Annotated in this window: 19 protein-coding genes and 2 tRNA genes; 9 read left to right on the forward strand and 12 right to left on the reverse strand. The window is 66.6% G+C overall.

Annotation, left to right across the window (positions count from 1 at the left end):
- Positions 1-82 precede the first annotated feature (82 nt).
- From R9X41_RS12040 to R9X41_RS12050, 3 genes are all read left to right on the forward strand, one after another.
- The gene (locus tag R9X41_RS12040) at positions 83-2,254 is read left to right on the forward strand and encodes a TonB-dependent siderophore receptor (protein WP_318635101.1); all 2,172 of its coding nucleotides are present in this window, start codon (positions 83-85) and stop codon (positions 2,252-2,254) included.
- 34 nt (positions 2,255-2,288) lie between these two features.
- A tRNA-Asn gene (locus R9X41_RS12045) sits at positions 2,289-2,364 on the forward strand.
- Between the two features lie 70 nt (positions 2,365-2,434).
- Positions 2,435-2,510 (forward strand) — tRNA-Asn (locus tag R9X41_RS12050).
- A 194-nt stretch (positions 2,511-2,704) separates the two neighbouring features.
- Here the strand turns inward: R9X41_RS12050 and R9X41_RS12055 are convergent.
- Complete coding sequence (locus R9X41_RS12055) at positions 2,705-4,327, reverse strand: methyl-accepting chemotaxis protein (RefSeq protein ID WP_318635102.1); 1,623 nt, start codon at positions 4,325-4,327, stop codon at positions 2,705-2,707.
- A gap of 139 nt (positions 4,328-4,466) precedes the next feature.
- Here R9X41_RS12055 and R9X41_RS12060 point away from each other — a divergent pair, with 139 nt between their 5' ends.
- Entirely contained in the window at positions 4,467-5,933 is a 1,467-nt protein-coding gene (locus tag R9X41_RS12060) for a SulP family inorganic anion transporter (protein ID WP_318635103.1), read from the forward strand.
- An 18-nt stretch (positions 5,934-5,951) separates the two neighbouring features.
- On the opposite strand, the gene R9X41_RS12065 is transcribed toward R9X41_RS12060, so the two are convergent.
- From R9X41_RS12065 to cyoA, 7 genes are all read right to left on the reverse strand, one after another.
- On the reverse strand, positions 5,952-6,497 hold the full coding sequence (locus tag R9X41_RS12065) for a response regulator transcription factor (RefSeq protein WP_318635210.1): 546 nt from the start codon (positions 6,495-6,497) through the stop codon (positions 5,952-5,954).
- Between the two features lies 1 nt (position 6,498).
- The gene (locus R9X41_RS12070; protein WP_412556690.1) at positions 6,499-7,857 is read right to left on the reverse strand and encodes an ATP-binding protein; all 1,359 of its coding nucleotides are present in this window, start codon (positions 7,855-7,857) and stop codon (positions 6,499-6,501) included.
- 11 nt (positions 7,858-7,868) lie between these two features.
- Positions 7,869-8,633, reverse strand: coding sequence for an SURF1 family protein (locus R9X41_RS12075; RefSeq protein ID WP_318635104.1), 765 nt, complete (start codon positions 8,631-8,633; stop codon positions 7,869-7,871).
- Positions 8,633-9,070, reverse strand: a complete 438-nt coding sequence (gene cyoD / locus R9X41_RS12080; protein ID WP_318635105.1) for a cytochrome o ubiquinol oxidase subunit IV — start codon at positions 9,068-9,070, stop codon at positions 8,633-8,635. Before cyoD ends, R9X41_RS12075 begins: the two co-directional genes overlap by 1 nt.
- Positions 9,067-9,711, reverse strand: coding sequence for a cytochrome o ubiquinol oxidase subunit III (gene cyoC / locus R9X41_RS12085; protein ID WP_318635106.1), 645 nt, complete (start codon positions 9,709-9,711; stop codon positions 9,067-9,069). Before cyoC ends, cyoD begins: the two co-directional genes overlap by 4 nt.
- Positions 9,704-11,707: a cytochrome o ubiquinol oxidase subunit I gene (cyoB, locus tag R9X41_RS12090; RefSeq protein ID WP_318635107.1), complete on the reverse strand. Its 2,004-nt coding sequence runs from the start codon at positions 11,705-11,707 to the stop codon at positions 9,704-9,706. Before cyoB ends, cyoC begins: the two co-directional genes overlap by 8 nt.
- Before the next feature lie 63 nt (positions 11,708-11,770).
- On the reverse strand, positions 11,771-12,835 hold the full coding sequence (gene cyoA, locus R9X41_RS12095) for a ubiquinol oxidase subunit II (protein ID WP_318635108.1): 1,065 nt from the start codon (positions 12,833-12,835) through the stop codon (positions 11,771-11,773).
- Positions 12,836-13,055: 220 nt separating this feature from the next.
- Here cyoA and R9X41_RS12100 point away from each other — a divergent pair, with 220 nt between their 5' ends.
- Positions 13,056-14,360: an MFS transporter gene (locus tag R9X41_RS12100; protein ID WP_318635212.1), complete on the forward strand. Its 1,305-nt coding sequence runs from the start codon at positions 13,056-13,058 to the stop codon at positions 14,358-14,360.
- A gap of 61 nt (positions 14,361-14,421) precedes the next feature.
- Here the strand turns inward: R9X41_RS12100 and R9X41_RS12105 are convergent, their stop codons facing one another.
- Positions 14,422-15,279: an IclR family transcriptional regulator gene (locus tag R9X41_RS12105; protein ID WP_318635109.1), complete on the reverse strand. Its 858-nt coding sequence runs from the start codon at positions 15,277-15,279 to the stop codon at positions 14,422-14,424.
- A 205-nt stretch (positions 15,280-15,484) separates the two neighbouring features.
- Between R9X41_RS12105 and R9X41_RS12110 the strand changes: the two genes are divergently transcribed.
- Both R9X41_RS12110 and R9X41_RS12115 read left to right on the forward strand, forming a co-directional pair.
- Positions 15,485-16,177: a fumarylacetoacetate hydrolase family protein gene (locus R9X41_RS12110; RefSeq protein ID WP_318630718.1), complete on the forward strand. Its 693-nt coding sequence runs from the start codon at positions 15,485-15,487 to the stop codon at positions 16,175-16,177.
- Positions 16,178-16,221: 44 nt separating this feature from the next.
- Positions 16,222-17,136 (forward strand): helix-turn-helix transcriptional regulator, encoded by a 915-nt coding sequence (locus tag R9X41_RS12115; RefSeq protein WP_318630719.1) that lies wholly within the window; start codon positions 16,222-16,224, stop codon positions 17,134-17,136.
- On the opposite strand, the gene R9X41_RS12120 is transcribed toward R9X41_RS12115, so the two are convergent.
- The gene (locus R9X41_RS12120; protein ID WP_318630720.1) at positions 17,109-18,038 is read right to left on the reverse strand and encodes a LysR family transcriptional regulator; all 930 of its coding nucleotides are present in this window, start codon (positions 18,036-18,038) and stop codon (positions 17,109-17,111) included. The genes R9X41_RS12115 and R9X41_RS12120 overlap by 28 nt on opposite strands.
- 130 nt (positions 18,039-18,168) lie before the next feature.
- Here R9X41_RS12120 and R9X41_RS12125 point away from each other — a divergent pair, with 130 nt between their 5' ends.
- Complete coding sequence (locus tag R9X41_RS12125) at positions 18,169-19,086, forward strand: dihydrodipicolinate synthase family protein (RefSeq protein WP_318630721.1); 918 nt, start codon at positions 18,169-18,171, stop codon at positions 19,084-19,086.
- Positions 19,087-19,102: 16 nt separating this feature from the next.
- Here R9X41_RS12125 and R9X41_RS12130 read toward each other — a convergent pair whose 3' ends face one another.
- Positions 19,103-19,990, reverse strand: coding sequence for a DUF808 domain-containing protein (locus R9X41_RS12130; RefSeq protein WP_318630722.1), 888 nt, complete (start codon positions 19,988-19,990; stop codon positions 19,103-19,105).
- A 258-nt stretch (positions 19,991-20,248) separates the two neighbouring features.
- Between R9X41_RS12130 and R9X41_RS12135 the strand changes: the two genes are divergently transcribed.
- Complete coding sequence (locus R9X41_RS12135) at positions 20,249-22,696, forward strand: amino acid adenylation domain-containing protein (protein WP_318630723.1); 2,448 nt, start codon at positions 20,249-20,251, stop codon at positions 22,694-22,696.
- A gap of 46 nt (positions 22,697-22,742) precedes the next feature.
- Here the strand turns inward: R9X41_RS12135 and purL are convergent, their stop codons facing one another.
- Positions 22,743-26,750, reverse strand: coding sequence for a phosphoribosylformylglycinamidine synthase (gene purL / locus R9X41_RS12140; protein WP_318630724.1), 4,008 nt, complete (start codon positions 26,748-26,750; stop codon positions 22,743-22,745).
- Positions 26,751-26,870 lie beyond the last annotated feature (120 nt).

Consider the following 26,870-nt stretch of genomic DNA (forward strand, 5'->3'; position numbering starts at 1 on the left):
TTCGATGCCGGCGTGCCTTGGCGGCCGCTGTTTTTCCGTCGCTTGCCCCCCTGCCGACTTTCGTTCTGATCGAAGGCATGTGATGGCAGTTTCTTATTCGTTTCCCTCTTTCGTCCCGACGCCGCTGGCGCGTGCCGCCATGGCCGCACTCGCGCTGTCGGCGACCGGCGCGCTGGCCCAGCAAGCCCAGCCCGCAGGCAACACGCTCTCCACTGTCACCGTGGAGTCGTCCCGCACCGCGCCGCAGGCCGACGTGACCGGCTTCGGCGACATACCGCTGCGCGAGGTACCGGTGTCCGCCACTATCGTAGGCCAGGACCAGATCCAGGCCAGCGGCGCCCGGCGCCTGGCCGACCTGACCCGCTTCGACAGCTCGGTCACCGATGCCTACGACTCGCCCGGCTACTGGGATTTCGTCAGCGTGCGTGGCTTCGTGCTGGACAACCGCTTCAACTACCGCCGCGAAGGCCTGCCGATCAGCGCCGAGACCAGCGTTCCGCTCGACAACAAGGAACGCGTCGAGATCCTCAAAGGCACCAGCGGCATCCAGGCCGGCACCAGCGCGCCGGGTGGCCTGGTCAACTATGTGGTGAAGCGGCCGACGGAAAAGGACATTCGCGACGTGCGGGTGGAAGCCACCTCGCGCTCCAGCCTGCTGGGCGCCGTCGACCTGAGCAGCCGATTCGGCGAAGACCGCCAGTTCGGCCTGCGCCTGAACGTGGCGCAGGAGCGCCTGCGCCCACAGACCCGCAACCTAGACGGCGACCGCAGCCTGGCGTCGCTGGCCGCCGACTGGCGCATCGACCGCGACTCCCTGCTCGAAGCCGAGGTCGAATGGAGCCGCAAGTCGCAGCCCAGCCAGCAGGCCTTTAGCCTGTTGGGAAACAGCCTGCCTGCGCCGGTCAACCCCCGGCTGAACCTCAACAATCAGCCGTGGTCGCAGCCCTCCGTCTTCGAGGGCCTGACCGGCACCCTGCGTTACAGCCGCGCCATCTCCGGCGACTGGCGCTGGTCGGCGCAGGTCGGCCAGCAGCGGCTCAAGAGCCAGGACCGGCTCGCCTATGCCTTCGGCTGCGGCGCCGAGGGCAACTACGACCGCTTCTGCTCGGACGGCACCTACGACATGTACGACTTTCGCAGCGAGAACGAACGCCGGCTGCAGCAGGCCGCCAACCTTGGGCTGCAAGGCCGGCTCATGACCGGCACGGTGCGACACGACCTGTCGATCGGCCTTACCGCGAGCCGCGTGCGCAACCGCTTCCAGGACCAGGCCTACAACTACGTGGGCACCGGCAATGTCGACGGCAGCGCGGTCAATCCGGCCGACCCGACGCTGACCGACGCCAACACCAATCGCGACGAACATTCGCTGGAACTGTCGGTGCAGGACGCGATGCGCTGGACGCCGCGCTTTTCCACCTGGGCCGGGGTGCGCCAGACCCGGCTGTCGCGCGACAGCGTGCGCACCGATGGCAGCCGCCCCACCGGCTACACCCAAAACGTCACCACGCCCTGGCTGGCCGCCAGCTACGCCGTGCTGCCGGGCGCTCTCGCCTACACCAGCTTCGGCCAGGGCGTCGAGTCGCAGGTGGTGCCCAACCGCACCCAGTACACCAACGCGGGCGAAGCGCTGCCGGTGCTCAAGTCGCGCCAGTGGGAGCTGGGCCTGAAGGGTGGCGAGCGCAATTGGTCCTGGCAGACCGCGTACTTCCAGATCACCCGCCCGGTGAGCAACCTGGATGCCTGCGCCAATCTCGGCATCACGCCCTGCACCGGCGCCAACGACGGCGAAGCGGTGCACAAGGGATTCGAGGCCAACAGCCAGTGGAGCGATGGTCCATGGCGACTGGCCGGCGGCGTCACGTTGATCCACGCCGAGCGCCAGGGCAGCGTGCAGGATCCCACGCTCAACGGCAACCGCCCGGTCAACGTGCCGAAACAAGTCGTGCGCGCCCAGGCCGGGTGGAAGGTGCCCGGCCTCGAAGGCCTGGAGCTCAACGGCGGGCTGTCGTTCGAGGGACGCCGTGCCGTCACCGCCGACAACAGCATCGAGTTGCCGAGCTGGACCCGCCTGGACGCCGGCCTGCGCTGGGACCAGCGTACCGGAAGCGGCACGCTCGTCACCTGGACGGCCAACGTCGATAACCTTACCGACCACCGTTACTGGCGCGAATCGCCCACGCAGTTCGGCCACATCTACCTGTTCCCCGGTGCCGCGCGTACTTTTCGCGTCGGCATGAGGGCATCGTTCTAAGACCCTGTTTTTTCTGTATATAATTTGAGGCTGTTCCTCGATAGCTCAGTCGGTAGAGCGCCGGACTGTTAATCCGTAGGTCCCTGGTTCGAGCCCAGGTCGAGGAGCCAGATTTCATCATGCTGTCAGGTGTCGGATTTCACTTGGCAGCCGTCACTTCGGTGGCGTGCCGTATACCGTTCCTCGATAGCTCAGTCGGTAGAGCGCCGGACTGTTAATCCGTAGGTCCCTGGTTCGAGCCCAGGTCGAGGAGCCACCCCAAAAAGGTTCGCAGTATTAGCTGCGAACCTTTTCTTTTTGGCGAGCCGGATCTTGGCGCGTTCCCATTGGCTCGGGCTTAGAGGCCAGCCATACCTGCCGATCGTCTTGATCGCCCTGGTCGCTTCACGGGCCGATCGCTGCGAAGCGCTGCCGAAGTGTCCGCAGCGATCCAGCCAGCCCGGCCCGCACTCACGAACGATCGGCCTCCAAGGCAAGCAGTTCACGACGATCGCGCGCGGGAGGCGCTGGGCTTTCGCCATCCCGCCGGAAATGGTCGATCAGCTCGCCCAGGCGTGCCGTCTGCGCCCGCAGGCCTTCGGCAGCAGCGGCCGATTGCTCCACCAGCGCCGAGTTCTGCTGTGTCATGCGGTCGAGCTCCTTCACCGAATCACCGACCTGCGAAATCTCGCCGTCCTGCTGCGCCGAGCTGGAGCGAATTTCGGCGATGGCGCCGGTCACGCGTCCCACGCTTTCCACGATGCGCTGCATGCCGGTACCGGCGTTGCGCACCAGCGCCGAACCGGTGTCGACCTGCTCGATGGACGACGCGATCAGTCCACGGATCTCCTTGGCGGCGGCCGCCGAGCGCTGGGCCAGCGACCGCACCTCGGCCGCCACCACCGCGAAGCCGCGTCCCTGCTCGCCCGCACGCGCGGCTTCCACCGCCGCGTTGAGCGCCAGGATGTTGGTCTGAAACGCCAGCCCGTCGATGACGCCGGTGATGTCACCGATGCGGCGGGAGGCAGCCGAAATACCGTCCATGGTCGACACCACCTTCGACACCGCGGTGCCGCCTTCGGCCGCCGCTTCCGAGGCGGTGGCGGCCAGTGCGGTCGCCCGCTCGGCCGCTTCGGCGGACTGGTGCACAGCGGCGGCCAGCGCTTCGAGCAGGGCCGCAGCGCTCTGCAGATTGCTGGCGGTGTCCTCTGTGCGGCGCGACAGGTCCTGGTTGCCTGCCGCGATCTCGCTGGCCGACAGGCGAATCGAGTCGGACGCCTCGCGGATGCCGCCGACGATCTCGCGCAGCCGCGCCTGCATCTGGCCGACCGACTGCAGCATGCGGCCGACCTCGTCGCGCCGGTCGGACACCGTCACCGACGACAGATCACCGCCAGCGATGTTCTCCGCCGCCCGCACCGCGTCGCCCAGCGGCCGGGTGATGGAGCGCGTGGTCCGCACCGCGATGACGATGCTCGCCAGCACGGCGGCGAGCGCGCAGACGACCAGCGCCGTCAGCCCCTGCCGGTGCGCGGCGCGCGCCTCGGCGTAGGCGTCTTCGCCGCGCTGCTGCTGCATGCCGATCAGCGCGATGACCTGGCGGTTCCACTCCTCCACCCGCGGCCGGACCTTCTCGGTGATGAGCTGGGTGGCTTCGGGCGCGGCGCCGTCCATGCCGAGCTTGGCGGCTTCCAGCACCAGCGGCACCGCGCCGATCTGCGATGCCTGGATCTTGCGCAACTGCTGCACTTCGGCGCCGTTCTCGCCCTCCTGACGTGCAAGCTGGTCGGCCAGCGACTTGCCGAGCGTGTCGTAGGACTTGAGTGCGCCGTTGATGCGCACCATCTCCGCGTCGAGCTCAGGCAGCGTCTGCAGCAGCGCCATGTTGCGTACGCCGACGGAAACATCGCCGAGCTGCTGCAGCATCTGCGTGGCGGTGCGGGTGTTGCGGTTGTCCACCTCGACGATGGACTGCATCGCCGACTGCAGCCGCATCTGCTGCCAGCTCACCAGCGCCACCACCGACAGCAGCAGCAGGCAGACCAGCGCATAACCGGAACCGAGGCGTACGCCCAGGGAAGAAGATCGAATCATGTTGTCCTTGGCGAGCCGGTGCCGGCCGGTACGGCAGAATGCCGACCGCGCCGCCCCGCTCGCATCGCGTTTGAGTTTCCACGCACAAGCCGTGCCGTATCTCCAGGATCGGCATTCCCGGCGAATTCTTGATGATCCCATGCCTTTGAACCGTCTTCGCGCCGAGTGGTGCCCCAGCATTCCACGCGAACTCATGGCGGGCGCCGTCGCCACCTTCGCCCTGATTCCCGAAGTGATCGCGTTTTCGTTCGTCGCCGGGGTCGATCCGGCCGTGGGCCTGTTCGCTTCGTTCGTCATCGGCATCGTCATCGCCTTCACCGGCGGCCGGCCGGCCATGGTGTCGGCCGCCGCCGGTTCGGTGGCGCTGGTGGCCGCGCCGCTGGTGCACGCCCACGGCCTGCCCTACCTGCTGGCCGCCGGCGTGCTGGCCGGGCTGGTGCAGATCGTCTTCGGTCTGCTGCGGCTGGGCGTGCTGATGCGATTCGTCTCCAGCTCGGTCCGCACCGGCTTCGTCAATGCGCTGGCGATCCTCATCTTCTCGGCGCAGCTGCCGCACCTGCAGGCCAGCCACGGCGCCAATGCGGCGACCTGGGCGCTGCTCGCCGCCGGCCTGGCCCTCATCTACCTGCTGCCGCGCATCACCACCGCCGTGCCGTCGCCGCTGGTCTGCATCGTGGTGCTGACGCTGGTCGCGCAGTGGATGCACCTGCCGGTGCGCACCGTCGCCGACCTCGGTCATCTGCCCGACGCCCTGCCCGTCTTCGGTTGGCCCGGGGTTCCGATCGACCTGGAGACCCTGCGGCTCATCGCCCTGCCCGCCTGCGCCATCGCGATGGTGGGCCTGCTCGAATCGATGATGACTGCCAGCGTGGTCGACGAGCTCACCGACACGCCCAGCTCGCGCAACCGCGAATGCACCGGGCTCGGCATCGCGAACGTGGCCTCCAGCCTGTTCGGCGGCATCGCCGGCTGCGGGATGATCGGTCAGACGGTAAGCAATGTGCGCTACGGCGGGCGCGGCCGGCTGTCCACGCTGTTCGCCGGCGCCTTCCTGCTGATCCTCATGGTGCTGCTCAAGCCCTGGGTTTCGTTGGTGCCGGTCGCCGCGCTGGTGGCCATCATGGTGATGGTGTCGGCTTCCACCTTCGACTGGGGCTCGGTGCGGGCGCTGGTGCGGCATCCGCGCAGTTCCAGCTTCGTGATGCTGGCGACGGTCGCCGTCACCGTCGCCACCGACAACCTCGCCGCAGGCGTTGCGACCGGGGTGCTGCTGAGCGGCGTGTTCTTCACCTTCAAGGTGGCGCGGCTGCTGCAGGTCGACGGCAATGCGGGCGACGTCGAGGCCGAATCCGTGGGCTATCGCGTCAGCGGCCAGGTGTTCTTCGCGTCCTCGGAGCTGTTCGTGGAATCGTTCGACGTGCGCGATGTGGCCGGCCGGCCGGTGACCATCGACGTGTCGCAGGCGCATTTCTGGGACGTGACCGCCATCGCCGCGCTCGACAAGGTGGTGGAACGACTGCGCCGCCACGGCAGCGTGGTCGAGGTGAGCGGACTGAATGCCGCCAGCCAGCGGCTGAAGCTGCGGCTGGGTCGCGAGGACGCCTGAGGCAGGCGCTTCGGCGCCCTACTTCACCTGCTGCTTGCCGAGCTTGCGCGCCAGCGTGCGGCGGTGCATGCCCAGGCGGCGGGCGGTTTCCGAAATGTTGAAGCCGGTCTCGGCCAAGGTCTGGTGGATGCGCTCCCACTCCAGCGTCTTGATCGAACTCGACCGGTTGCTCACCTCGACTTCCACGTCGCCCTCGGCGCGACCGAACGCCGCCTCGATGTCGTCCGTATTGGAGGGCTTGGCTAGGTAGTGACAGGCGCCGAGCTTGATCGCCTCGACGGCGGTGCCGATGCTGGCGAAGCCGGTCAGCACCACGATTAGCATGTCTTCGTCGTGCTCGTGCAGCGCCTGCACACAGGCCAGGCCCGAGGCGTCGCCGTTGAGCTTGAGGTCGACCACCGCGTAACCGGGCGAATGCGCCTGCAGCAGCTTCTGTGCGTCTTCCAGGCTCGCGGCGTGCAGCACGGTGTAGCCGCGTCGCTCGAACGATCGGCTCAGGGTGCGGGCGAACGCCTCGTCGTCCTCGACGATCAGCAGTTGACGCTGTTCGTCCGCTTCTTCCATTTCAAGCGACACGTCCTTCGCCCTCCTTCAGGGTGATCGCGGCCAGCGGCAGCGTCATGTGTACGACCGCACCGCCCATCGGTCGGTTGCCGGCGTGCACCCGGCCACCCAGGGTACGCGCCACATTGACCGCCAGGAACAGCCCCAGCCCGCCGCCTGCCCGGCCCTTGGTCGAGTTGTAGGGCTTGCCCAGCTGGGCCAGCACCTCGGAGGTGAAGCCGGGTCCGTTGTCGGTGACCGTCAGCCGCAGCGAGCTGTCGTCCAGCGAGGCTTCCAGCCGCACGCGGCCGGGCGACGCTTCGAGGGCATTGTCGAGCACGTTGTAGACCATCTGCTTGAGCGCGGTGTCCGAAACCATGGGCAGATCGTGGGCCAGGCGGTTGTCGAATTCGAAGCTGGCCACCGCGCGGGAATCGCGCCATTCGCTGGCGATCTCGTCGAGAAAGGTGATCACCGTGGTCTGCACCGACGATTCGCCGCGCGCCTCGCCGGCCGACAGCAGGATGCCGCTGAGGATGGTCTTGCAACGCTGCACCTGCGCCTGCATCTCGACGACTTCCTGTAGCAGCTCGGCGTCCTGGGTGAAGGCTTTCATCCGGCGCCAGTCGCCCAGGATCACCGCCAGCGTGGCCAGCGGCGTACCCAGCTCGTGCGCGGCGCCGGACGCCAGCAGGCCGATGCGCACCACGTGTTCCTCTTCGGCCGCGCGCTGGCGCAGGTCGGCCAGGTGGGCATCGCGGTCGCGCAGGTTGCGTCCGATACGGCTGATGAAGATCACCAGCAGGCCGGCGTTGAGCGCGAAGCAGATCAGCAGGCCCTGGATGAATGGGCTGGCCAGGCCGCGGTTGTGGTCCGGCGGCAATGCCAGCGGCCGGCCGAACAGCGCCAGCCCCGCCACGCAGGCGATGGTGAGCGCCACCATGGTCCAGATCGACCAGGTCTGCAGCAGCACCGCGGCCAGCGTGACCTGCAGCAGGTAGAGAAAGGTGAAGGGATTGGTCGCGCCGCCGCTCAGGTAAAGCTGGGCGGTGAGCATGCCGACGTCGACCAGCAGCGCCAGAAACAGCTCGTCGTTGGTCACCTCGCCGCGCGAGCGCCAGCGCCATTGGCTGGCCAGGTTGAACACCGCGAGAAAACCGATCACCGCGGCCATGTGGCGCAGCGGCAAGGCGATGTCGAACACGAAGTGCGCCATGCCGATCGTGACCACCTGCCCCACCACCGCGATCCAGCGCAGCTGGATCAGCTGCTGCATGTTCTTGAGGCCGATGGCCTCGTCGAAATCGTCGCCGCCGCTGGCGACTCCGGCCATGGGCGCCGAATGCATCACCGCCTGGGGCGATTCGTTCGTGGCGGCCATGGTCGTGACGGTCAGGCGGCGCGGCGTGGGCGCCGCTCCTCGCGCAGCCAGATGAAGGCGCCGACCACGGTGAGCGCGGCCAGGCCGAACCAGGTCACGGCATAGACGAGGTGACTGTTGGGAAACGAGATCACCGTCAGCCCGCCGACCGGCTCGTCGGCCGAGGCCCACACCGCCGCGTCCGCATCGACGAAATACGGCGCGGTGCGGTCGAGCCCACGGGCCGCGGCGATCGCCGCCACGTCGCGCGAATACCAGCGGTCGCCGGCCGGGTCGTTCTTGCGCAGGAAGCCGCCGCCGGGCTCGGTCATGCGCAGCAGGCCGGTCACGGTGGTCAGGCCGACGGGTCGGTCGCCGCCATGCGAGGCGAGCGCGCGGTTTTCCGGCGCCACGAAACCCCGGTTGACCAGCACCGTGGTGCCGTCACCGATATCGAACGGCGTCAGCACCCAGAAGCCGCCGCCCTTGACGGTGGTCGCCTGCACCAGCGCTTCCTTCTGGTGCAGGAAGACGCCGGCCAGCGTAACGTGGCGGTATTCGTCCGTCGCGGCGCTGACGCCGGCCCAGGCGTCCGGCCCCGGGGCCGGCGTGGGCGCGGCGTGCACGCGTTGCTCCACGCGCTCGATCAGGTCGAGCTTCCAGGCGCGCCGCTGCACCTGCCAGCTTCCCAGCAGCACGAAGGCGACAAAGGCCGCCAAAAAAAACACCGCCAGCAAAGCGGCGGTGGTCTTGGAGCGCGGGGCCCGGGCGCCCCGCTGCAGGGATGCACCGGCCATCAGGGCATGTTCTTCATGTCGTGGGCGTTGACCGGCATCATGTTGGCGTTCAGGTGGAACATGACCCAGAGCGACCCGCTCAGCGTGATCACCACCACGATGATGGTGAAGATCATCGCCAGCATGCTCCAGCCGCCTTCGGAGCGGCTGTTCATGTGCAGGAAATACACCATGTGCACCACGATCTGCACCGCGGCGAAGGCCAGGATGACCATCGCGGTGGTGTGCGAGTTGTCGAACACCTTGGTCATGACGATCCAGAACGGGATCGCGGTCAGGATCACCGACAGGATGAAGCCGATGGCGTAGCCGCCCAGGGTGCTCTCGGAATGACCGCCGTGGTCGTCGTCGTGGTGGCCGTGCTCGTCGGGGAGCTGGCTGTCTTCGGGCGCTATGTGGCGGCCGTGCTGGAAGTGGTTTTCGGTGTAGGTGCTCATGGCAGCGTACCCATCAGGTAGACGAAAGTGAAGACGCCGATCCAGACGACGTCCAGGAAGTGCCAGAACATCGACAGGCACATCAGGCGGCGGCGGTTGGCGCTGTGCAGGCCGTGCTTGCCGACCTGGAACATCAGCACGACCAGCCAGATGATGCCGAAGGTGACGTGCAGACCGTGGGTGCCGACCAGCGCGAAGAACGCGGACAGGAAAGCGCTGCGTTGCGGGCCGGCACCTTCGTGGATCAGGTGCGCGAACTCGTACATCTCGATGCCGAGGAAGGCGAGGCCGAACAGCCCGGTGATGCCCAGCCAGAAGATGGTGGAGCCGACCTTCTTCTTCTGCATCTCCAGGATGGCAAAGCCATAGGTGATGGAAGACAGCAGCAGCATGGCGGTGTTGAGCGCCACCAGCGGCAGCTCGAACAGTTCCATGCCCGACGGGCCGGCCGCATAGCTGCGGCCGAGCACGCCGTACACCGCGAACAGGCAGGCAAAGATGAGACAGTCGCTCATCAGGTACAGCCAGAAGCCCAGCAGCGTACCGTTCTCGACGTGGTGTTCTTCCGTCAGGTAGAAGCGCGGAGCTTCCGTAGAGGCGCCCGGGGCGCCGTGGTTGGCGGTTGCGATGGTGTTAGACATGGGCGGCCAGCATGCGGGTACGTTCAGCTTCCTCGCGGACGACGTCGTCCGAAGAGATGTGATAGTCGCGCTTGTAATTGAAGGTATGGACGATGGTGGTCACGATCAGCGCCACGAAGGACACGACCGCCAGCAGCCACATGTGCCAGATGGCTGCGAAGCCGAACACGGTGGACAGGCCCGCCAGCGTGATGCCAGCCCAGGTGTTCTTGGGCATGTGGATCGCGATGAAGCCCTGCAGCGGACGCACATAGCCACGGTTCTTCATGTCCCACCAGGCGTCGTTGTCGTGCACACGCGGGGTGAACGCGAAGTTGTAGGCCGGCGGCGGCGAAGCGGTGGACCATTCCAGGGTGCGGCCGTTCCACGGGTCGCCGGTGTGGTCGCGCAGCTTCTCGCGGTCGCGGAAGGTGACGTAGAACTGCATCAGCATCGAGGCGATGCCCAGGGCGATCAGCACCGCGCCGAAAGCGGCGATGCGGAACCAGATGGCCAGCGACGGATCGTCGAAGTGGCTCATGCGGCGGGTGACGCCCATCAGGCCCAGCACGTACAGCGGCATGAAGGCCAGGTAGAAGCCGACCAGCCAGAACCAGAACGAGCACTTGCCCCAGAACGGGTCGAGCTTGTAGCCGGTGGCCTTGGGGAACCAGTAGTTGATGCCGGCGAACACGCCGAACACCACGCCGCCGATGATCACGTTGTGAAAGTGGGCGATCAGAAACAGGCTGTTGTGCAGCACGAAGTCGGCCGGGGGAACGGCCAGCAGCACGCCGGTCATGCCGCCGATCACGAAGGTGATCATGAAGCCCACGGTCCAGAGCATCGGCACTTCGTAGCGGATGCGCCCGCGATACATGGTGAACAGCCAGTTGAAGATCTTCGCCCCGGTCGGGATCGAGATGATCATCGTGGTGATGCCAAAGAACGAGTTGACGCTCGCCCCGCTACCCATGGTGAAGAAGTGGTGCAGCCACACCAGGTAGGACAGGATGGTGATCACGACCGTGGCGTACACCATGGAGGCGTATCCGAACAGGCGCTTGCCTGCGAAGGTGGAGACGATCTCCGAGAACACGCCGAAGACCGGCAGCACCAGGATGTAGACCTCGGGGTGACCCCAGATCCAGATCAGGTTGACATACATCATGGCGTTGCCGCCGAGGTCGTTCGAGAAGAAGTTCGTACCGACGTAACGGTCGAGCGACAGCAGGGCCAGCACGGCGGTCAGCACCGGGAAGGCGAACACGATCAGCACGTTGGTGCAGAGGGCGGTCCAGGTGAAGATGGGCATCTTCATCAGGGTCATGCCGGGCGCGCGCATTTTGACGATGGTCGCCAGCAGGTTCACGCCCGAGAGCAAGGTCCCTACCCCCGCTATCTGCAACGACCAGATGTAGTAGTCGACCCCCACGTCCGGGCTGAAGGCGATGCCCGAAAGCGGCGGATACGCCAGCCAGCCGGTGCGGGCGAATTCGCCGACGAACAGCGAAGCCATCACCAGCACGGCGCCGGAGACGGTCATCCAGAAGCTGAAGTTGTTCAGGAACGGAAACGCCACGTCGCGCGCGCCGATCTGCAGCGGCACCACGAAGTTCATCAGGCCGGTGACGAAAGGCATGGCCACGAAGAAGATCATGATCACGCCGTGGGCGGTGAAGACCTGGTCGTAGTGGTGCGGCGGCAGAAAGCCGGCGTTGTCGCCGAAGGAAAGCGCTTGCTGGGCCCGCATCATCAGCGCATCGGCGAAGCCGCGCAGCAGCATGACCAGGCCAAGGATCATGTACATGATCCCGATCTTCTTGTGGTCGATGCTGGTGAACCACTCGCTCCAGAGGTAGCCCCAGACCTTGAAATAGGTCAGGGCACCGACCAGCGCGGCGCCGCCGAGCAGCACGCCGATGAAGGTGACCAGCAAGATAGGTTCATGGAATGGAATCGCCTCCCATGAGAGGCGGCCGAAGATGAGCTTCGTGAGATCTAGGTGTTCGAACATCGTGGGTCCGGTGCGGGCTTCGCGAGGAAACAGGGAAAAACTGTGGTCGGCGCTAGGCTCGGCTTACAGCGGCTGGGCGACCGGCGCCGCCCCGGCCGGATCGGCCGCGGTGCACATCGATGCGACGTAGGTACGGGCGGGCCGTCCGGACACGCCCGGGGCGACCGGCGGCAGTGCGGCCGATGCCACCAGGTTGGAGCGACCCGGCAGGTCCAGGCCTCCGTTGGCGTCGATGGCCATCATGTCCTTCATGCACATGCGGTTGGCTTCGACGCAGCGGTTGACGATGGCCTCGAAGAGCGCCGGGTCGACCGATGCCCACTTGCGCACCGGTTCGCGTTCGCTCGGGCGTTCCAGTTCGAGATAGCCGGCGCGGTCGAGCGAGCCGCCCGCGGCCCTGGCGGTGGCCACCCACTTGTCGAAATCGGCGGTGTTGACGCCGTGGAACTTGAAGCGCATGTGCGAGAAGCCCGCGCCGCTGTAGTTGGCGGAGAAGCCTTCGAACTCGCCCGGGGCGTTGATCACCGCGTGCAGCTTGGTCTCCATGCCCGGCATCGCGTAGATCTGGCCGGCCAGCGCGGGAATGAAGAACGAATTCATCACGCTCGAGGCGCTGATGCGGAAGGTGATCGGCCTATCGACGGGAGCCGCCATTTCGTTGACAGTGGCGATGCCGTATTCGGGATAGATGAAGAGCCACTTCCAGTCCAGCGCCACCACTTCCACTTCCAGCGGCTTGGTGCCGGTGGGGACCGCGCGATTGGCCTCCAGGCGGTCGAGCGGACGGTAGGGGTCGAGGGTGTGGGTGCTGATCCAGGTGATGGCGCCCAGCGCGATGATGATCAGCAGCGGTGCCGACCAGATGATCAGTTCGAGACCGGTGGAGTGGTCCCAGTCGGGCTCGTAGGCGGCTTCCTTGTTCGAGGCGCGGTAGCGCCAGGCGAACAGGCAGGTCAGGAAGATCACCGGGATGATGATCAACAGCATCAGGCCGGTCGAGATCAGGATGAGGTCGCGTTGCTGAACTGCGATGTCGCCAGAAGGCTTCATGACGACTGCATTGCACCCGGCCAGCAGGCCGAGGGCCGCGAGCATGAGCAATGCGCTGAGTTTTTTAAGTAATGGCATGCCGAACTATGTGAGTGGAGGCTTTGCTAGGGAAAACACTCGGAATTTACAACGGAATGTTAGCTGACGGCCATTGGACGTTTTGTCCTATACCGGGTTTCCTCTGGAATAGGCGAGCCTGTCTACGTTTAGTCTTTCCCAACAACAAAGCAAGACGGAGCTCTGCATGACCAGCATCACCATGCCCAATGCTGCCTACCCGGACCATTCGTCCACCTCCATGGAAAACGACGTACGTGACATGTACGACGACCATGGAAAAATCGCTCCCGGTGAAATCGCCATCGGCGTGGTGATCGGCCGCACTTCCGAGTATTTCGACTTCTTCGTTTACGCGATCGCCTCGGTGCTCGTCTTCCCGGTGGTGTTCTTTCCGTTCGAGGCCCGTCTCGAAGGCACCTTGTGGGCCTTCGTGATTTTCTCATTCGCTTTCATCGCCCGGCCGATCGGCACGATCGGGTCCATGGTCATTCAAAAACACCTGGGGCGCGGCACCAAGCTGACGGTGGCGCTGTTCCTGCTGGGCATCTCGACGGCGGGCATCGCGTTCCTGCCGGGCTACACCAGTCTCGGCTTCACGTCCATCGTGTTGCTTTCGATCTTTCGCTTCGTCCAGGGCATCGCGCTCGGCGGCGCCTGGGACGGCCTGCCTTCGCTGCTGGCACTGAACGCGCCGAAGGAAAAGCGCGGCTGGTACGCCATGCTCGGCCAGCTCGGCGCGCCGATCGGTTTCATCATCGCCGCGGGTCTGTTCGTGTACCTGCACAGCAGTCTCGGCCCGAAGGACTTCTTCGAGTGGGGCTGGCGCTATCCGTTCTACGTGGCCTTCGCCATCAACGTGGTGGCGCTCTTTGCCCGCCTGCGACTGGTGGTCACCCACGAATACACCAAGCTGCTCGAAGAGCGTGAACTGGAGCCCACCAAGGTCGGCGAGCTGTTCCGCACGCAGGGCTTCAACGTGTTCATCGGCGCCTTCGCCGCCCTGGCCAGCTACGCGCTGTTCCACCTGATCACCGTGTTTCCGCTGTCGTGGATCACGCTCTACGCCGCGCAGACCGTCAACGAAGTGCTGGCGATCCAGATCCTCGGCGCCTTCATCGCGATCCCCTGCGTGATCGCTTCCGGCTGGATCGCCGACCGCATCGGCCGTCGCAGCACGCTCGGTGCTCTTGCGGTGGCCATCGCGGTCTTCAGCTTCTTCACCCCGATGCTGCTGGGCGGTGGACCTTTCGCCCAGGACGCGTTCATCCTGATCGGCTTCGTGCTGCTGGGCCTGTCGTACGGCCAGGCCTCCGGCGCTGTCACCGCCAATTTCAACGCGGCCTACCGCTACACCGGCGCAGCGCTCACTTCCGATCTGGCCTGGCTGCTCGGTGCCGGCTTCGCACCGCTGGTCGCGCTCGGCCTGTCGGCCCACTTCGGGCTGGCCTATGTCAGCATCTACCTGCTGTCGGGCGCCATCTGCACGCTGGCGGTGTTGGGTCTCAACCGACGCCTGGCGGCGGACAACCTGCCGGCTGCCTGATCAACCGCGAACGAACTGCGAAGGCCGGTCACCGAAAGGTGGCCGGCCTTATTCGTTGACTTCAGGCCGCGCGCCGCGAATCCGCGCGGTCACGCATCAAACGTTCGACAGCCTCCACCTCCATCAACACCTGCTGCAGAACGGAGCTGCGCCGAGGCTGAGTCAGACGCGATGCGATCGCCACCACCGAGATCGTCGCCTCGACCTGCTGGTTCGCCCCCCGGATACCGACGGCCAGCGCCGAAATTTCGGCGGAGCCTGCAGCCTCCGCGAAGCCGTGGCCGAGTTCGCGCACCACGCTCACCTGGCGCCGTATTTCGTCGGCACCGCAGCGCGGCGTTGCGGCGATCGCCTCGCGATGCCGCTCCAGATTGCGTTCAACCTCGCTGTCGGGCAACGCCGCCAGCAGCACCAGGCCGTCGGCGCCCAGTCCGAGCGGTCGCACATCGCCGATATCGCCGATCGAAGCCTTGATCGGAAACCCGCCGCTGCGCCGCGCCACGCACACGGCGAAATCTCCGCTGCGCGCGGTGAGAAAGACCGAGTCGGCCGTGTCCTCGGCCAGTCGCTCCAGGCTGGCGGCGGCCAGGTGGATCACATCGAAACGGCCCGACGCCGCCTGCCCCATGCTGTAGAGCTTGAAGGCCGGGTGGTACCGACGTGAACCTGGCTCGTAATCGATCATGCCGGCCGAGCGCAGCCCGCTGAGCAGGCGATGCGCCGTTGGTTTGCTCAAGCCCACGATGGCCGCCAGCGAGCCCAGCGAAATGCCGGTGGCGGTGTGCCCGACCACCACGTCGAGCAGTTCCAGCGCCCGGTCCAGGCTCTGGGTGGGCGAGCCGCCGGGCCCGTTGAGCGACGACGCGTCCACCGGCCGGCGACGAATGGCGGTGGATGCGTGGGACAGGGTGTCGGACATGGCGGGTGGCATTTCGGTGAGAGGAAATTCATCCTCTCACGCGTTTTGTCCGACGAAAAGCACTGTGCGCTGCGTTTTATGTACTCCGAACGGCACATGCCCGGTTCGTAATTCTGTCCAATTAGCGCTTAAGCATGGACGACCGCAGGATTCGCCGCCGGCCTAGAGTGGGGTTTCCATCCGAAACCCAGCGAGACACCGATCCATGTCCGACAGCTACGCCATCGAACCGCAGAAAATCAATTCCCTGCCCATCGCCGGAAGCGCCCAGCGCTTTCCGGTGGCACGCATCTTCTGCGTCGGTCAGAACTACGCCGAACATTCCCGCGAGATGGGACACAACCCCGATGTGGAGCCGCCGTTCTTCTTCATGAAGCCGCACACCGCCATCGTCTCCGACGGTCGGTCGTTCCCCTACCCCTCCATCTCCACCAACGTCCACCACGAAGTCGAATTCATCGTGGCCATCGGCACCGGCGGCGCCAACATTCCCGAGGCCGAGGCACTGACGCATGTCTTCGGCTACGCCGTCGGGCTCGACATGACGCGCCGCGACCTGCAGGGCATCGCCAAGAAGACCGGCCGGCCCTGGGAGCTGGGCAAGGCCTTCGACAACGCAGCGCCCTGCGGCGCGGTGGTGCCGGTGGCGCAGGCCGGGCATCCGACGACCGGGTCCATCACCTTGTCGGTCAACGGTGAGATGCGGCAGAACGGCGACCTCGCCGACATGATCTGGAAGGTGCCTGGCACCATCGCCTACCTGTCGACCCTGTTCGAACTGCGTCCGGGCGACCTGATCTTCACCGGCACGCCGGCGGGCGTGGGCGCCATCCAGCGCGGCGACCACCTCACCGGCGCCATCGCCGGCCTGGGCGAGGTGCATACCGACGTCGTCTGAGCGACATCGCCCGATCCGCCGAGGCGGGGTAACCTCGGCGGATCATGCCGACCTCGCAACTGCCCCTGCGCACCTGGCGCATGCACGAACGCGCCGAACACCTGGACTTCGACATCCGCTTCCAGGGCGCGCGCAACGAACTTACCCAGCCGCACCGGCACGGCTATTTCCAGATCCAGATCGGCCTGGAGGGCGACACCCAGCAGGCGATCGGCGCGGCGGTGCGGCCGTTCGGCCGTTGCTATCTCAGCTTCGTGCTGCCGCATCGTATTCATGTGATCCCCCATCCGCCGGGTTCACGCTACTGCATCGTCAACTTCAGCCAGGACTTTCTCTGGCCCGAGATCGACGCCGACACGCTGGACCTCGACGCCGTGGCCTTCAGTGCGCATCCCCAGCTCGGGCCCTTCCTGTTCCAGGAATATCTGGATTTCGTCCTCGACGAGCCGGATTTTTCCCGCCTTTCCGGCTGGCTCGACGAGTTGCAACGCTTCAACGCCGAGCGCAGTTTCGGCGGCATGGCGATCGTGCGCGGACTGCTGCTGCAGATCATCGGTCTGGCCTGCCTGCGCCAGGAGCGCGAGCTCCAACGCCTGGCTTTGCGCCACGAAGGCCGAACCTCCCGCCACGACGCCTTGCAGCGGGTGGTGCGCTACGTGCGTGACAACCTCGAGCGCGAAATGTCGCTGACCGATGCCGCGGCCGCCGCCTTCCTGTCGCCCAACTACCTGGCCAACCTGCTCAAGAAGGAAACCGGCCAGACCTTCACCGAGCTGGTGACCGAACGGCGCCTCGACCGCGCCAAGGAACTGCTCACCGGATCGTCGATGCAGGTGCGCGAGGTGGCACGCCGCTGCGGCTACGGCGACGAGGCCTATTTCAACCGGCGCTTTCGCCAGGTGGTGGGCTGCACGCCGCGCGCCTTTCGCGATCAACAGGTGGCACGACTGCGCGGCTGATCCGGCACCGCCGCCTGTTCCAGCAGCAGCTGCCGCATCGACACCGCCACGCCTTCGCGCGCGTTGCGCCGCCACGCCAGGCGCTGCTCCACCTCCAGCGGCGGCATGCCCGGCACTTCGGCAAGCGGGCGCAGCGCCACCCCTTCGAAGCGCAGCGCCCGCGCCGATCGCGGCACCAGCGCCAGGCCCATGCCGGCATCGACCAGCGCCAGGATCGAATGGGTATGGCTCATCGTCTGCACCGGCTCCGGCCGCACGCCTGCCGCCTGAAAACGTCCGGCGACCAACTCGTACAGGTAACGCGATTCCGAGGGCGCGAACTGGATCAGCGGCTCGCCTTCGAGCTGCGCCAGCGCCACGGTCTGCTGCGCGGCCAGCGCGTGCGACGCGGGCAGCGCCGCGACGAAGGGCTCGACCATCAGCGACGCAGACTCGACAAAGCTGCGCGGCGCGAAGGGTCGCACGATGGCCAGGTCGATGCGGTCGGCGCCCAGGGCTTCGAGCTGGTCGGCCGTCTGCATCTCGCGCAGGATCACCTGCACCCCCGGCAATCGCGCCTGCGCGGCCGCCAGCAGCCGGGGCAACAGCGCGAAGCTCGCCGCCGGAATGAAACCCAGCGTGACGCTGCCGGCCTGCCCGCCCACCGCCCGGCGCGCCGCCAGCGTGGCGGCCTGTGCCCGCCGCAGCAGGTCTTCGGCCTCCGGCAGAAAGGCCGCGCCGGCGGGCGTCAAGCGCACCGCGCCGCCGCTGCGGTCGAGCAGCCGCACGTTCAACTCGTGTTCCAGCAACTGGATCTGCCGGGTCAGCGGCGGCTGGGTCATGTGGAGCAAGGCGGCGGCACGGCCGAAATGCAGTTCGGTCGCCACGGTGACGAAGCAGCGCAACTGGGAAAGCTGGAACACGATGCGGATCCTGGATCGGCGGATAGCCTGTTTGGATTGGACGGCCGCGCCGGGCCCGCCTAGAGTCGGCCCGCGCCAGGCGCCGAGCATATCGGCCGCCGCCCCATCACATCCGAGGAGACAAAACGTCATGGCCCACTTCGACCGAGCCGCGCTGCGCCAGGCGCTCGATGGCATTTCCGGCATTCTCGTCACGCCCTTTGATGGGCAGGACCGCATCGCACCGGCACCGCTCAAGCCCATCGTCGACCGCGCGGTCGAAGCCGGCGTGCATGTGCTGGTGGCCAACGGCAACACCAGCGAGTTCTACGGCCTGCAGGCCGCCGAGGCCGAACGCATGGTGCAGATCGCCGCCGAGCAGATCGCCGGGCGCGTGCCGCTGCTCGGCGGCGTCGGCCGCAGCGTGCACGAAGCGTGTGCCCTGGCCAAGGTGTCGCGCGCAGCGGGTGCCGACGCGATCATGGTGCACCAGCCGCCGGACCCGTTCGTGGCGCCGCGCGGTGTCACCGCCTACGTGCAGCGCGTGGCCGATGCGGCCGACGGCCTTCCTGTCATCCTCTACTTGCGAAACGACAACATCGGCCTGGCCGCCATCGAGGCGCTCTGCCGCATTCCGCAGGTCATCGGCATCAAGTGGGCGTCGCCCACGCCGCTGGTGCTGGCCGAAGCCATTCGCCGTACCGCCGACCGGGGCCTGGCCTGGGTCGGCGGGCTGGCCGAGAACTGGGCGCCGCCGTTCTATGCGGTCGGGGCGCGGGGCTTCACCTCCGGTCTGATCAACGTGATGCCCGAGCGCTCGGTCGCGATCCATGCGGCGCTGGACACGGCCGACTATCCGCTGGCCATGCGCCTCATCGCCGAGATGCTGCCCTTCGAGGATCTGCGGGCGCAGGAGAACAACGGCACCAACGTCACGGTAGTCAAGAGCGCCCTGCAGATCATGGGCCACGACTGCGGCGCAACGCGTCCGCCGTCGGCCTGGCCGCTGAGCGAGGCGGCGCAGCGCCAACTCCAGCAACTGATGGCCGGATGGGGCCTGGCACGCTAGAGACCACCGACTGGTGTCAGCGCCGCATGCGCCGCCAGAGCTGCATCAACAGCACCAACACGCCGCCCGCCACCAGCCCCAGCAGGCCATTGAGCACGCTGGCCACCAGGCTGCCGCCGCCGATGCCCTCGACGGCGTGCGCCAGCGCCGGCACGCCGTGCACCAGGATGCCGCCGCCGACCAGGAACATGGCGATGGTGCCCAGCACCGACAGCATCTTCATCAGCCAGGGAGCCGCGGCCAGGATCGCATTGCCGAGCGACTTGGCCGTCGCCGTGCCCCGCCGCACCAGGTACAGGCCCAAATCGTCGAGCCGCACGATGGCCGCCACCAGTCCGTAGACGCCGATCGTCATCACCAGCGCAATGCCCGACAGCACCAGCAGGCGCGACAGGAAGTCTTCGTCCTGCACCACGCCCAGGGTAATGGCGATGATCTCGGCCGACAGAATGAAATCGGTGCGGATCGCGCCCTTGATCTTGTCGCGCTCGAAGGCGGCGACGTCGAGCGCGGGCTCCGAGAGTGCCAGCCGCTGTTGTTCGCGTTGGGCGGCGTCATCCTCGGGCGAATGCAGGAAACGGTGCGCAAGCTTCTCGGCGCCTTCGTAGCAGAGGTAGGCGCCGCCGAGCATCAGCAGCGGCGTTATCAGCCAGGGCGCCAAGGCGCTGATCGCCAACGCGGCGGGCACCAGGACCAGCTTGTTGAGCAGCGATCCCCGGGCCACCGCCCACACCACCGGCAATTCGCGGCTGGCCTCCACGCCGGCGACCTGCTGAGCGTTGAGCGCCAGGTCGTCGCCCAGCACGCCGGCGGTCTTCTTGGCAGCCACCTTGGCCATGACGGACACGTCGTCGAGCAGACTGGCGATGTCGTCGAGCAGGGTAAGCAGGCTGGCTCCGGCCATGAATGAATCCTTCGGATGGGCGTGATGCGGGAACAGACCCGCTTCGGTGGCGGAGCGGAAGAATCCGGCGCGCGCCGGCTGCGTGTTTGTAGTCGAAATGGCCGCAGGTGCTGTTGCAAACGTAAAAGCGAAGACCGGACTTCGGAGGTGTGCGCCGCACTTCGGACCTGAGCGCGAAGCGCCGAGGGGGCGTACCTAGCATCGGCCGCCTACGGAGGACGCTTTACTCAGCTTCCCTCTTCCAATTCGAAGGACAGCATGGCTTTTCCATCCACTCCCAGCAAAATTTCCCCACCCCGTGTATTCGGCGAAGCCAATACAACCAGCACGTCGACTGCCGAGGTCTCCAGCAAACCCGCATGGTTCGATCCGACGGCCTTCGCGACGAACGACTACGACGACGAGCCGGCAAGCCCGACGAAGGCCGAGCCGATGGACTTCGGCTATGTCTCGACGCCCAGAATCAAGACCGAGTGGGAATGCTTGCTTCCTCAGCACGCGAAGACTTGGGACGCCATCGCCGAACTGGACAACCCCAAGGTGCTCACCTCCACGTTCGGCGCGACCGACGCATGCAAGAAAATCGCCGAAGACCTTGGTATCGACATCGACGACATCTACCGCGACCGCCTCGCGGACAGTTCGGGCAAGCAGCGTGCCGCCGTGGTACGGGCCATCCTCGATTTCTGCGCATCGCCGAGCCCGGATACCCATCGGCTCGATCATCCCAACTGCCCCATCAGCATGCGATGGCTGCTCAGTGCCATGGACCGCGACTATTCGCCCCTGCTCGACCGACTGTTGCCAATGATGCTCACCCTGCTGATGCTTCGACACATCAAAGCCGGATCGCGTTTCGACAACGACGTGTTGGGGCACTATGCCGCCGACCTAGGGGAGCAGGCAAAAAGCGCGTCGAAGGAAGAGGAAAATCAGTACGCGCGCACCCAAAGCGCCAGAAAGAACTTTCTCAGAGAGTCCAACGCCGGCGCTGAAGCCTACAGGCTGGAAAAGCCGCCATCGAAGTCGCCACCGCTTTCCGACCCCGTCGAGGAGGCCCTCACCCGGATCGGGCAAGCCTATTCGCTCGATCTCACGCTCCACCAAAAGGAAGAAATCGGAAACGCCCTGACAAAAGCTTCGGGCGTGCAGGCCGAGGTCGCGGCCGACGTCACGCCGGTACTGCGCCGCCTGATCGACTGGTACGAATCGCCCGCCGCCACGCGCGGCTCTCCACCACCGCTGGGCCAGTTGTTAGCGCTTCTGCCTCCGCTTGGCTGGTACCACTTTCACGACCAGAAGTGCGAAACGGATCGAACCACCGTCGCCTTGCGGCTCACCGGGCACCCCGCTCTGCCCGACGCCCTGGAGGCCGCCATCCGCGAGCAGATCGCCGCCCAGCGGGGTGTCGACCGAAGCTTGCTCAGCACCGCCGGCCCAGCGGCGCCGGTCGGCCTCTACGACTGCCTGCAGGAGGAACTATCGTTGGTCGACCAGGTCACGCCAGGCAGTGACATGCATGCGCTCGAACGCGCCATCGGCCGCTCCGGCCCCAACCTCCTGCAGCGGATGGCCGCCGATCCGCAGGCGGTCAATGTGCTCACGGCTGAGCTTCAGGACAGCATTCCAGGTCTTGCCAAGTGCGCTCGAATGGTCCAGGCGCTGCAAAACCTGTCCGCTTTGTTGAGGGCCGTGGTGCAGCATTCCAAACAGTCTCGCCAAATGGTCATGCTGGAGCTCTACCGCAAGCTCGGCCAACCGCTCGGCAATGAAGCGCGTGAGCGCGCCCTTCATCAGGTCGCCGCACGACATCCCGAGCTGGACCCAGCCGAGCTGGCGAAGCTCGCAGGCCGCTTTGCCGAGACCATGTCGGCCCATGGTTACTGCCAAGGCGATGCGCAAGCACTCGCCATCTCGGTCGCGGCGGCCCATGCGCATTGGGAGTCCAGTGCTTCTGCCAAAAACGACCTGGAAAAGCTGCATGACGAAAGCCTGGCAGCCTTTCTTCGTAACGGGATCGACAAAGCCCGTCTCAAGGCGCCGCCGGCAAAGCCCGAACGCTTGCTGAACAGCCCGGCGAATGCGCTGATCGCCATGCTCCGCGACCATTACGGTTTCAGCCGCGAAATGCTCGCGCAACTTCAGCAGGACCTGGTGCATTACCACTCCAAGGCCAATGTCGACGAGCGCTTCGCCATCGAGCGGCGATACACCAGTCTGCTGGGACTGGGCAGCACTCCGCTCGACGCCAAGGAGGCGGTCGTCGCGACGCAGAAACTCATCGGCGCGCTGCATGAACACCTGGCGATCGACACGCCGCTGTCGGAGCGGCTCGCACCCACACTCGACCGGCTGCTGGAGTCGCTTTTGCCGGTCAGCCACCTGATGCAAATGCTGGGTTACTTCTGGCGGATGCAAGCCCTGGTGCCGGAAGACTCTCGTGCCAAAACCCTGTTGAACGAGCTCGACAGCTGCAAGGTGCGTCTCTGCCAGCCTGAGGGCCAACCACTGGATCTGGGCAAGGCTTGCGAATTCAACAACGCGGTGCGCGAGGCGCTGGTGAAGACACTCAGCGATCGCGTGCCCGGATTCGGCATTGCATACGTAGCCGAATTCGAAAGCTGCTCGGAGATGTCCTACGAGGGGCTGGTCGAAAACATGCAGAACTTCCTGAAGGGCTGGAGCATGCCCGCCAAGACCTGGTGAGGCGCGGCGCCCTGAGCGGTGCCGCCCTCCCCGGCCACGCCGTCGCTCAACCCACCCAGCGGCGCGCGTTGTGCCACAGGTGCATCCACGGGCTGAAGCCCGCCGGATCGCCGCCCGTCCAGCTCATCTGGATATTGCGGAACACCCGTTCCGGATGCGGCATCAGCGCGGTGAAGCGGCCGTCCGGCGTGGTGACGCCGGTCAGTCCGCCGGTGCTGCCGTTCGGGTTGAACGGGTACTGCTCGGTCGGCTGGCCGGTGTGGTCCACGTAGCGCATGGCGCCCACCGCCTGCGCCGCGTCACCCCGGTGCGCGAAGTTGGCGTAACCCTCGCCGTGCGCCACCGCGATCGGCAGCTTCCAGCCTTCCATGCCCTGCAGAAAGATGCTGGGCGACTTCAGCACCTCGACCATCGCCAGGCGCGCCTCGAAACGCTCGCTCCGGTTGGTGGTGAAGCGCGGCCAGGCGGATGCACCAGGAATGATGTCGGCCAGCTCGGCGAACATCTGGCAGCCATTGCAGATGCCCAGGCCGAAGGTGTCGGCCCGGCCGAAGAAGGCCGCAAACTGCGCGGCGAGTTCCGGGTGGAAGGTGATGCTGCGTGCCCAGCCGATGCCGGCACCCAGGGTGTCGCCATAGCTGAAACCACCGCAGGCGACCACGCCCTTGAAGTCCGACAGGCGGGCGCGGCCGGCCTGCAGGTCGGTCATGTGCACGTCGACCGCCTCGAAGCCGGCGGTGTCGAAGGCATAGGCCATCTCGACATGCGAATTGACGCCCTGTTCGCGCAGGATCGCCACGCGCGGCCGGGCCTGGCCGACGATGGCCGGCGCCTGCGGCAGCACCGAAGCCTCGGCCGGCACCTGCCAGTGCAGACCGGTGTCCTCGGGCAGGCCGGCGGCAGCGTGTTCGCTATCGGCGCAAGCCGGGTTGTCGCGCTCGCGGGCGATCTGCCAGCTGACGCTGTCCCACACCTGGTGCAGGTCGAACAGGCTGGCGCTGAAGACCGACTTGGTGTCGCGCCAGATTTCCAGCTTGCCCTTGCCGACTTCCAGCGGCGAGCTCGCCGGCCGGGTCTTGCCGACGAAATGGCTGTACTTGGAAAGGCCGAAGGAGCGCAGCGTCTGCATCACCTCGTTGCGCTCCTCGGTGCGCACCTGCAGCAGCACTCCCAGCTCTTCGTTGAACAGCGCCTTGAGCGTGAGCTCCTCGCGGCGGGCCGACACCTGCTGCGACCAGTTCTTGGCATCGCCGTATTCGGCGCGGCTGTCGGAGATGCCGTCGCCCTCGGTCACCAGCATGTCGACGTTGAGCGCCACGCCCACGTGGCCGGCGAAGGCCATCTCGGCGGCTGCGGCGAACAGGCCGCCGTCGCTGCGGTCGTGATAGGCCAGGATGCGGCCCTGTGCGCGCAAGGCGTTCACCGCATCGACCAGGCGTACCAGGTCCTGCGCGTCGTCCAGGTCGGGCACGGTGTCACCGGATTGCTCCAGCACCTGCGCCAGGATGGAGCCCGCCATGCGGTTGCGGCCACGGCCCAGGTCGATCAGCACCAGCGTGGTGTCGTCGGTGGTGGCGTCGAGTTGCGGTGTCAGGGTGCCGCGCACGTCGCCCAGGGTGGCGAAGGCGGTCACGATCAGGCTTACCGGGGAACTCACCTTCTTGGCCTCGCCGCCGGCGTCTTTCCACTGGGTGCGCATCGACAGCGAATCCTTGCCGACCGGAATCGACACACCCAGCGCCGGGCACAGTTCCAGCCCCACGGCCTTGACGGTGGCGTACAACGCCGCGTCTTCGCCCGGCTCGCCGCAAGCGGCCATCCAGTTGGCCGACAGCTTGACGCGGGGCAGCTCGATCGGCGCTGCCAGCAGGTTGGCGATGGCTTCGGCCACCGCCATGCGGCCGGACGCCGGCGCGTCGAGCGCTGCCAGCGGCGTGCGCTCGCCCATGCTCATGGCCTCACCGGCAAAGCCGGCGTAGTCGGCCAGCGTCACCGCACAGTCGGCCACCGGCACCTGCCAGGGGCCGACCATCTGGTCGCGGTGCGTCAGGCCGCCGACGGTGCGATCGCCGATGGTGATGAGAAAACGCTTGGACGCGACCGTCGGGTGCGACAGCACCGAGATCGCGGCCTGCTGCAGGTCGACGCCGGTCAGCTCCAGCGGCTCGAAGGTGCGCGGCAGCGTCTTCACGTCACGATGCATCTTGGGCGGCTTGCCCAGCAGCACGTCCATGGGCATGTCCACAGGCGGGATGGGCATGTCGGGGTCGATCACCTCGAGCTGGCGCTCCTCGGTTGCGGTTCCGACCACGGCGTATGGGCAGCGCTCGCGTTCGCAAAAGGCCGCGAACTGCTCCAGCGATTGCGGCGCGATGGCCAGCACGTAGCGTTCCTGGCTTTCGTTGCACCAGATTTCCTTCGGGCTCATGCCCGACTCTTCCAGGTGCACCGCACGCAGGCCGAAAACGGCGCCTCGGCCGGCGTCGTTGGTCAACTCGGGAAAGGCGTTGGACAGCCCGCCCGCGCCCACGTCGTGGATCGCCAGGATCGGATTCGCGTCGCCCAGCATCCAGCAATGGTTGATGACTTCCTGCGCACGGCGCTCGATCTCGGGATTGCCGCGCTGCACCGAGTCGAAGTCGAGCTCGGCCGCATTGGCGCCGGTCGCCATGGAGCTGGCCGCGCTGCCGCCCATGCCGATGCGCATGCCGGGGCCGCCGAGCTGGATCAGCAGTGAATCGGCCGGGAATTCGATCTTCTTCGTCAGCCCGGCGTCGATGCTGCCCAGGCCGCCCGCGATCATGATCGGCTTGTGGTAGCCGCGCCGCAGGGTGTCGGCGTCGCTGGCGATGGTCTGCTCGTACTCGCGGAAATAGCCCAGGAGGTTGGGCCGTCCGAATTCGTTGTTGAAGGCCGCGCCTCCCAGTGGACCCTCGGTCATGATCTGCAGCGGGCTGGCGATGTGCTCGGGCTTGCCGTAGCCGTCGCCCTCGGGCCACAGCTTGGACACCGTGAAGCCGGTCAGCCCGGCCTTGGGCTTGCTGCCGCGGCCGGTGGCGCCTTCGTCGCGGATCTCGCCGCCGGCGCCGGTGGAAGCGCCCGGAAAGGGCGAGATCGCGGTCGGATGGTTGTGCGTTTCGACCTTCATCAGCACGTGCTGCAGCGAACGGCGGCGCTCGTAGGCGGGGGCCGATTCGGTGTCGGCGGCGCTGGCCACGAAGAGCTCGCGCTCCTGGCCTTCCATCACCGAGGCGTTGTCGGAATAGGCGATCACCGTGTGCTGCGGGCTGACACGGTGGGTGTTGCGGATCATGCCGAACAGGCTGTGGTCCTGTGCCACGCCGTCGATGGTGAACTGCGCGTTGAAGATCTTGTGGCGGCAGTGTTCGCTGTTGGCCTGGGCGAACATCATCAGCTCGACATCGGTCGGGTTGCGGCCGAGCCTGGTGAAGTTGTCGACCAGGTAGTCGATCTCGTCTTCGGCCAGCGCCAGGCCGAACTGCGTGTTGGCTGTCACCAGCGCGCTACGCCCGCCGCCCAGCACGTCGACCTGTTCCATCGGCGCGGCCGGCAGTTCGGTGAACAGGCCTTGCGCGGCATTGCGGTCGAACACCACCGATTCGGTCATGCGGTCGTGCAGCAGGGCCGCCACCGCCTGCGCCTGGGCGTCGTCGAGCGAGGCGCTGCCCAGCAGCGGTGCCTTGAGCGAGACGCGGTATTCGACGATGCGTTCCACCCGGCGAATGTCCAGGCCGCAGTTGTGCGCGATGTCGGTCGCCTTCGACGCCCAGGGTGACACCGTGCCGAAGCGCGGCGCCACGACGACCAGCGCGCCGTCGGCCGGGCCGGCGTAGGGCTCGCCGTAGGTGAGCAGCGCGGCCAGGCGCTCGGCGTCGGCCGGGGCCAGCGCGGCGTCGGTGGCGACCAGGTGGACGAAACGCGCGGCGATGCCGGTGATGCGCGGATGCACCGCCTGGAGTTGCGGCAGCAGTTGGCGCGCGCGGAAGTCGCTGACGGCGTTGCCGCCTTCGAAGAAGGTGATGTGCTGGGTCACTTTTGGATCGCGTTGAGGATCGGGTGGATCGCAATGGCGGCCTGGATAGGCGAAAACACGGCCGGTCCGCTGACTGGGGACCGGCGCGAAGCCCACGATTTTACCCACAGCCGGCCCCCG

Origin of the sequence: Xylophilus sp. GOD-11R (genome assembly GCF_033546935.1) — a bacterium.
Lineage (GTDB): Bacteria > Pseudomonadota > Gammaproteobacteria > Burkholderiales > Burkholderiaceae_C > Xylophilus.

Bases quoted from the DNA above. Each gene is read 5' to 3' on its own strand.
- R9X41_RS12060 (WP_318635103.1), top strand. From the start codon at position 4,467: ATGCCTTTGAACCGTCTTCGCGCCGAGTGGTGCCCCAGCATTCCACGC.
- R9X41_RS12040 (WP_318635101.1), top strand. From the start codon at position 83: ATGGCAGTTTCTTATTCGTTTCCCTCTTTCGTCCCGACGCCGCTGGCG.
- cyoD (WP_318635105.1), bottom strand. From the start codon at position 9,070: ATGAGCACCTACACCGAAAACCACTTCCAGCACGGCCGCCACATAGCG.
- R9X41_RS12130 (WP_318630722.1), bottom strand. From the start codon at position 19,990: ATGGCCGGAGCCAGCCTGCTTACCCTGCTCGACGACATCGCCAGTCTG.
- R9X41_RS12110 (WP_318630718.1), top strand. From the start codon at position 15,485: ATGTCCGACAGCTACGCCATCGAACCGCAGAAAATCAATTCCCTGCCC.
- R9X41_RS12070 (WP_412556690.1), bottom strand. From the start codon at position 7,857: ATGGCCGCCACGAACGAATCGCCCCAGGCGGTGATGCATTCGGCGCCC.
- R9X41_RS12125 (WP_318630721.1), top strand. From the start codon at position 18,169: ATGGCCCACTTCGACCGAGCCGCGCTGCGCCAGGCGCTCGATGGCATT.
- R9X41_RS12115 (WP_318630719.1), top strand. From the start codon at position 16,222: ATGCCGACCTCGCAACTGCCCCTGCGCACCTGGCGCATGCACGAACGC.
- cyoA (WP_318635108.1), bottom strand. From the start codon at position 12,835: ATGCCATTACTTAAAAAACTCAGCGCATTGCTCATGCTCGCGGCCCTC.
- R9X41_RS12055 (WP_318635102.1), bottom strand. From the start codon at position 4,327: ATGATTCGATCTTCTTCCCTGGGCGTACGCCTCGGTTCCGGTTATGCG.
- R9X41_RS12135 (WP_318630723.1), top strand. From the start codon at position 20,249: ATGGCTTTTCCATCCACTCCCAGCAAAATTTCCCCACCCCGTGTATTC.
- R9X41_RS12105 (WP_318635109.1), bottom strand. From the start codon at position 15,279: ATGTCCGACACCCTGTCCCACGCATCCACCGCCATTCGTCGCCGGCCG.
- R9X41_RS12075 (WP_318635104.1), bottom strand. From the start codon at position 8,633: ATGGCCGGTGCATCCCTGCAGCGGGGCGCCCGGGCCCCGCGCTCCAAG.
- R9X41_RS12065 (WP_318635210.1), bottom strand. From the start codon at position 6,497: ATGGAAGAAGCGGACGAACAGCGTCAACTGCTGATCGTCGAGGACGAC.
- cyoC (WP_318635106.1), bottom strand. From the start codon at position 9,711: ATGTCTAACACCATCGCAACCGCCAACCACGGCGCCCCGGGCGCCTCT.
- R9X41_RS12100 (WP_318635212.1), top strand. From the start codon at position 13,056: ATGGAAAACGACGTACGTGACATGTACGACGACCATGGAAAAATCGCT.
- cyoB (WP_318635107.1), bottom strand. From the start codon at position 11,707: ATGTTCGAACACCTAGATCTCACGAAGCTCATCTTCGGCCGCCTCTCA.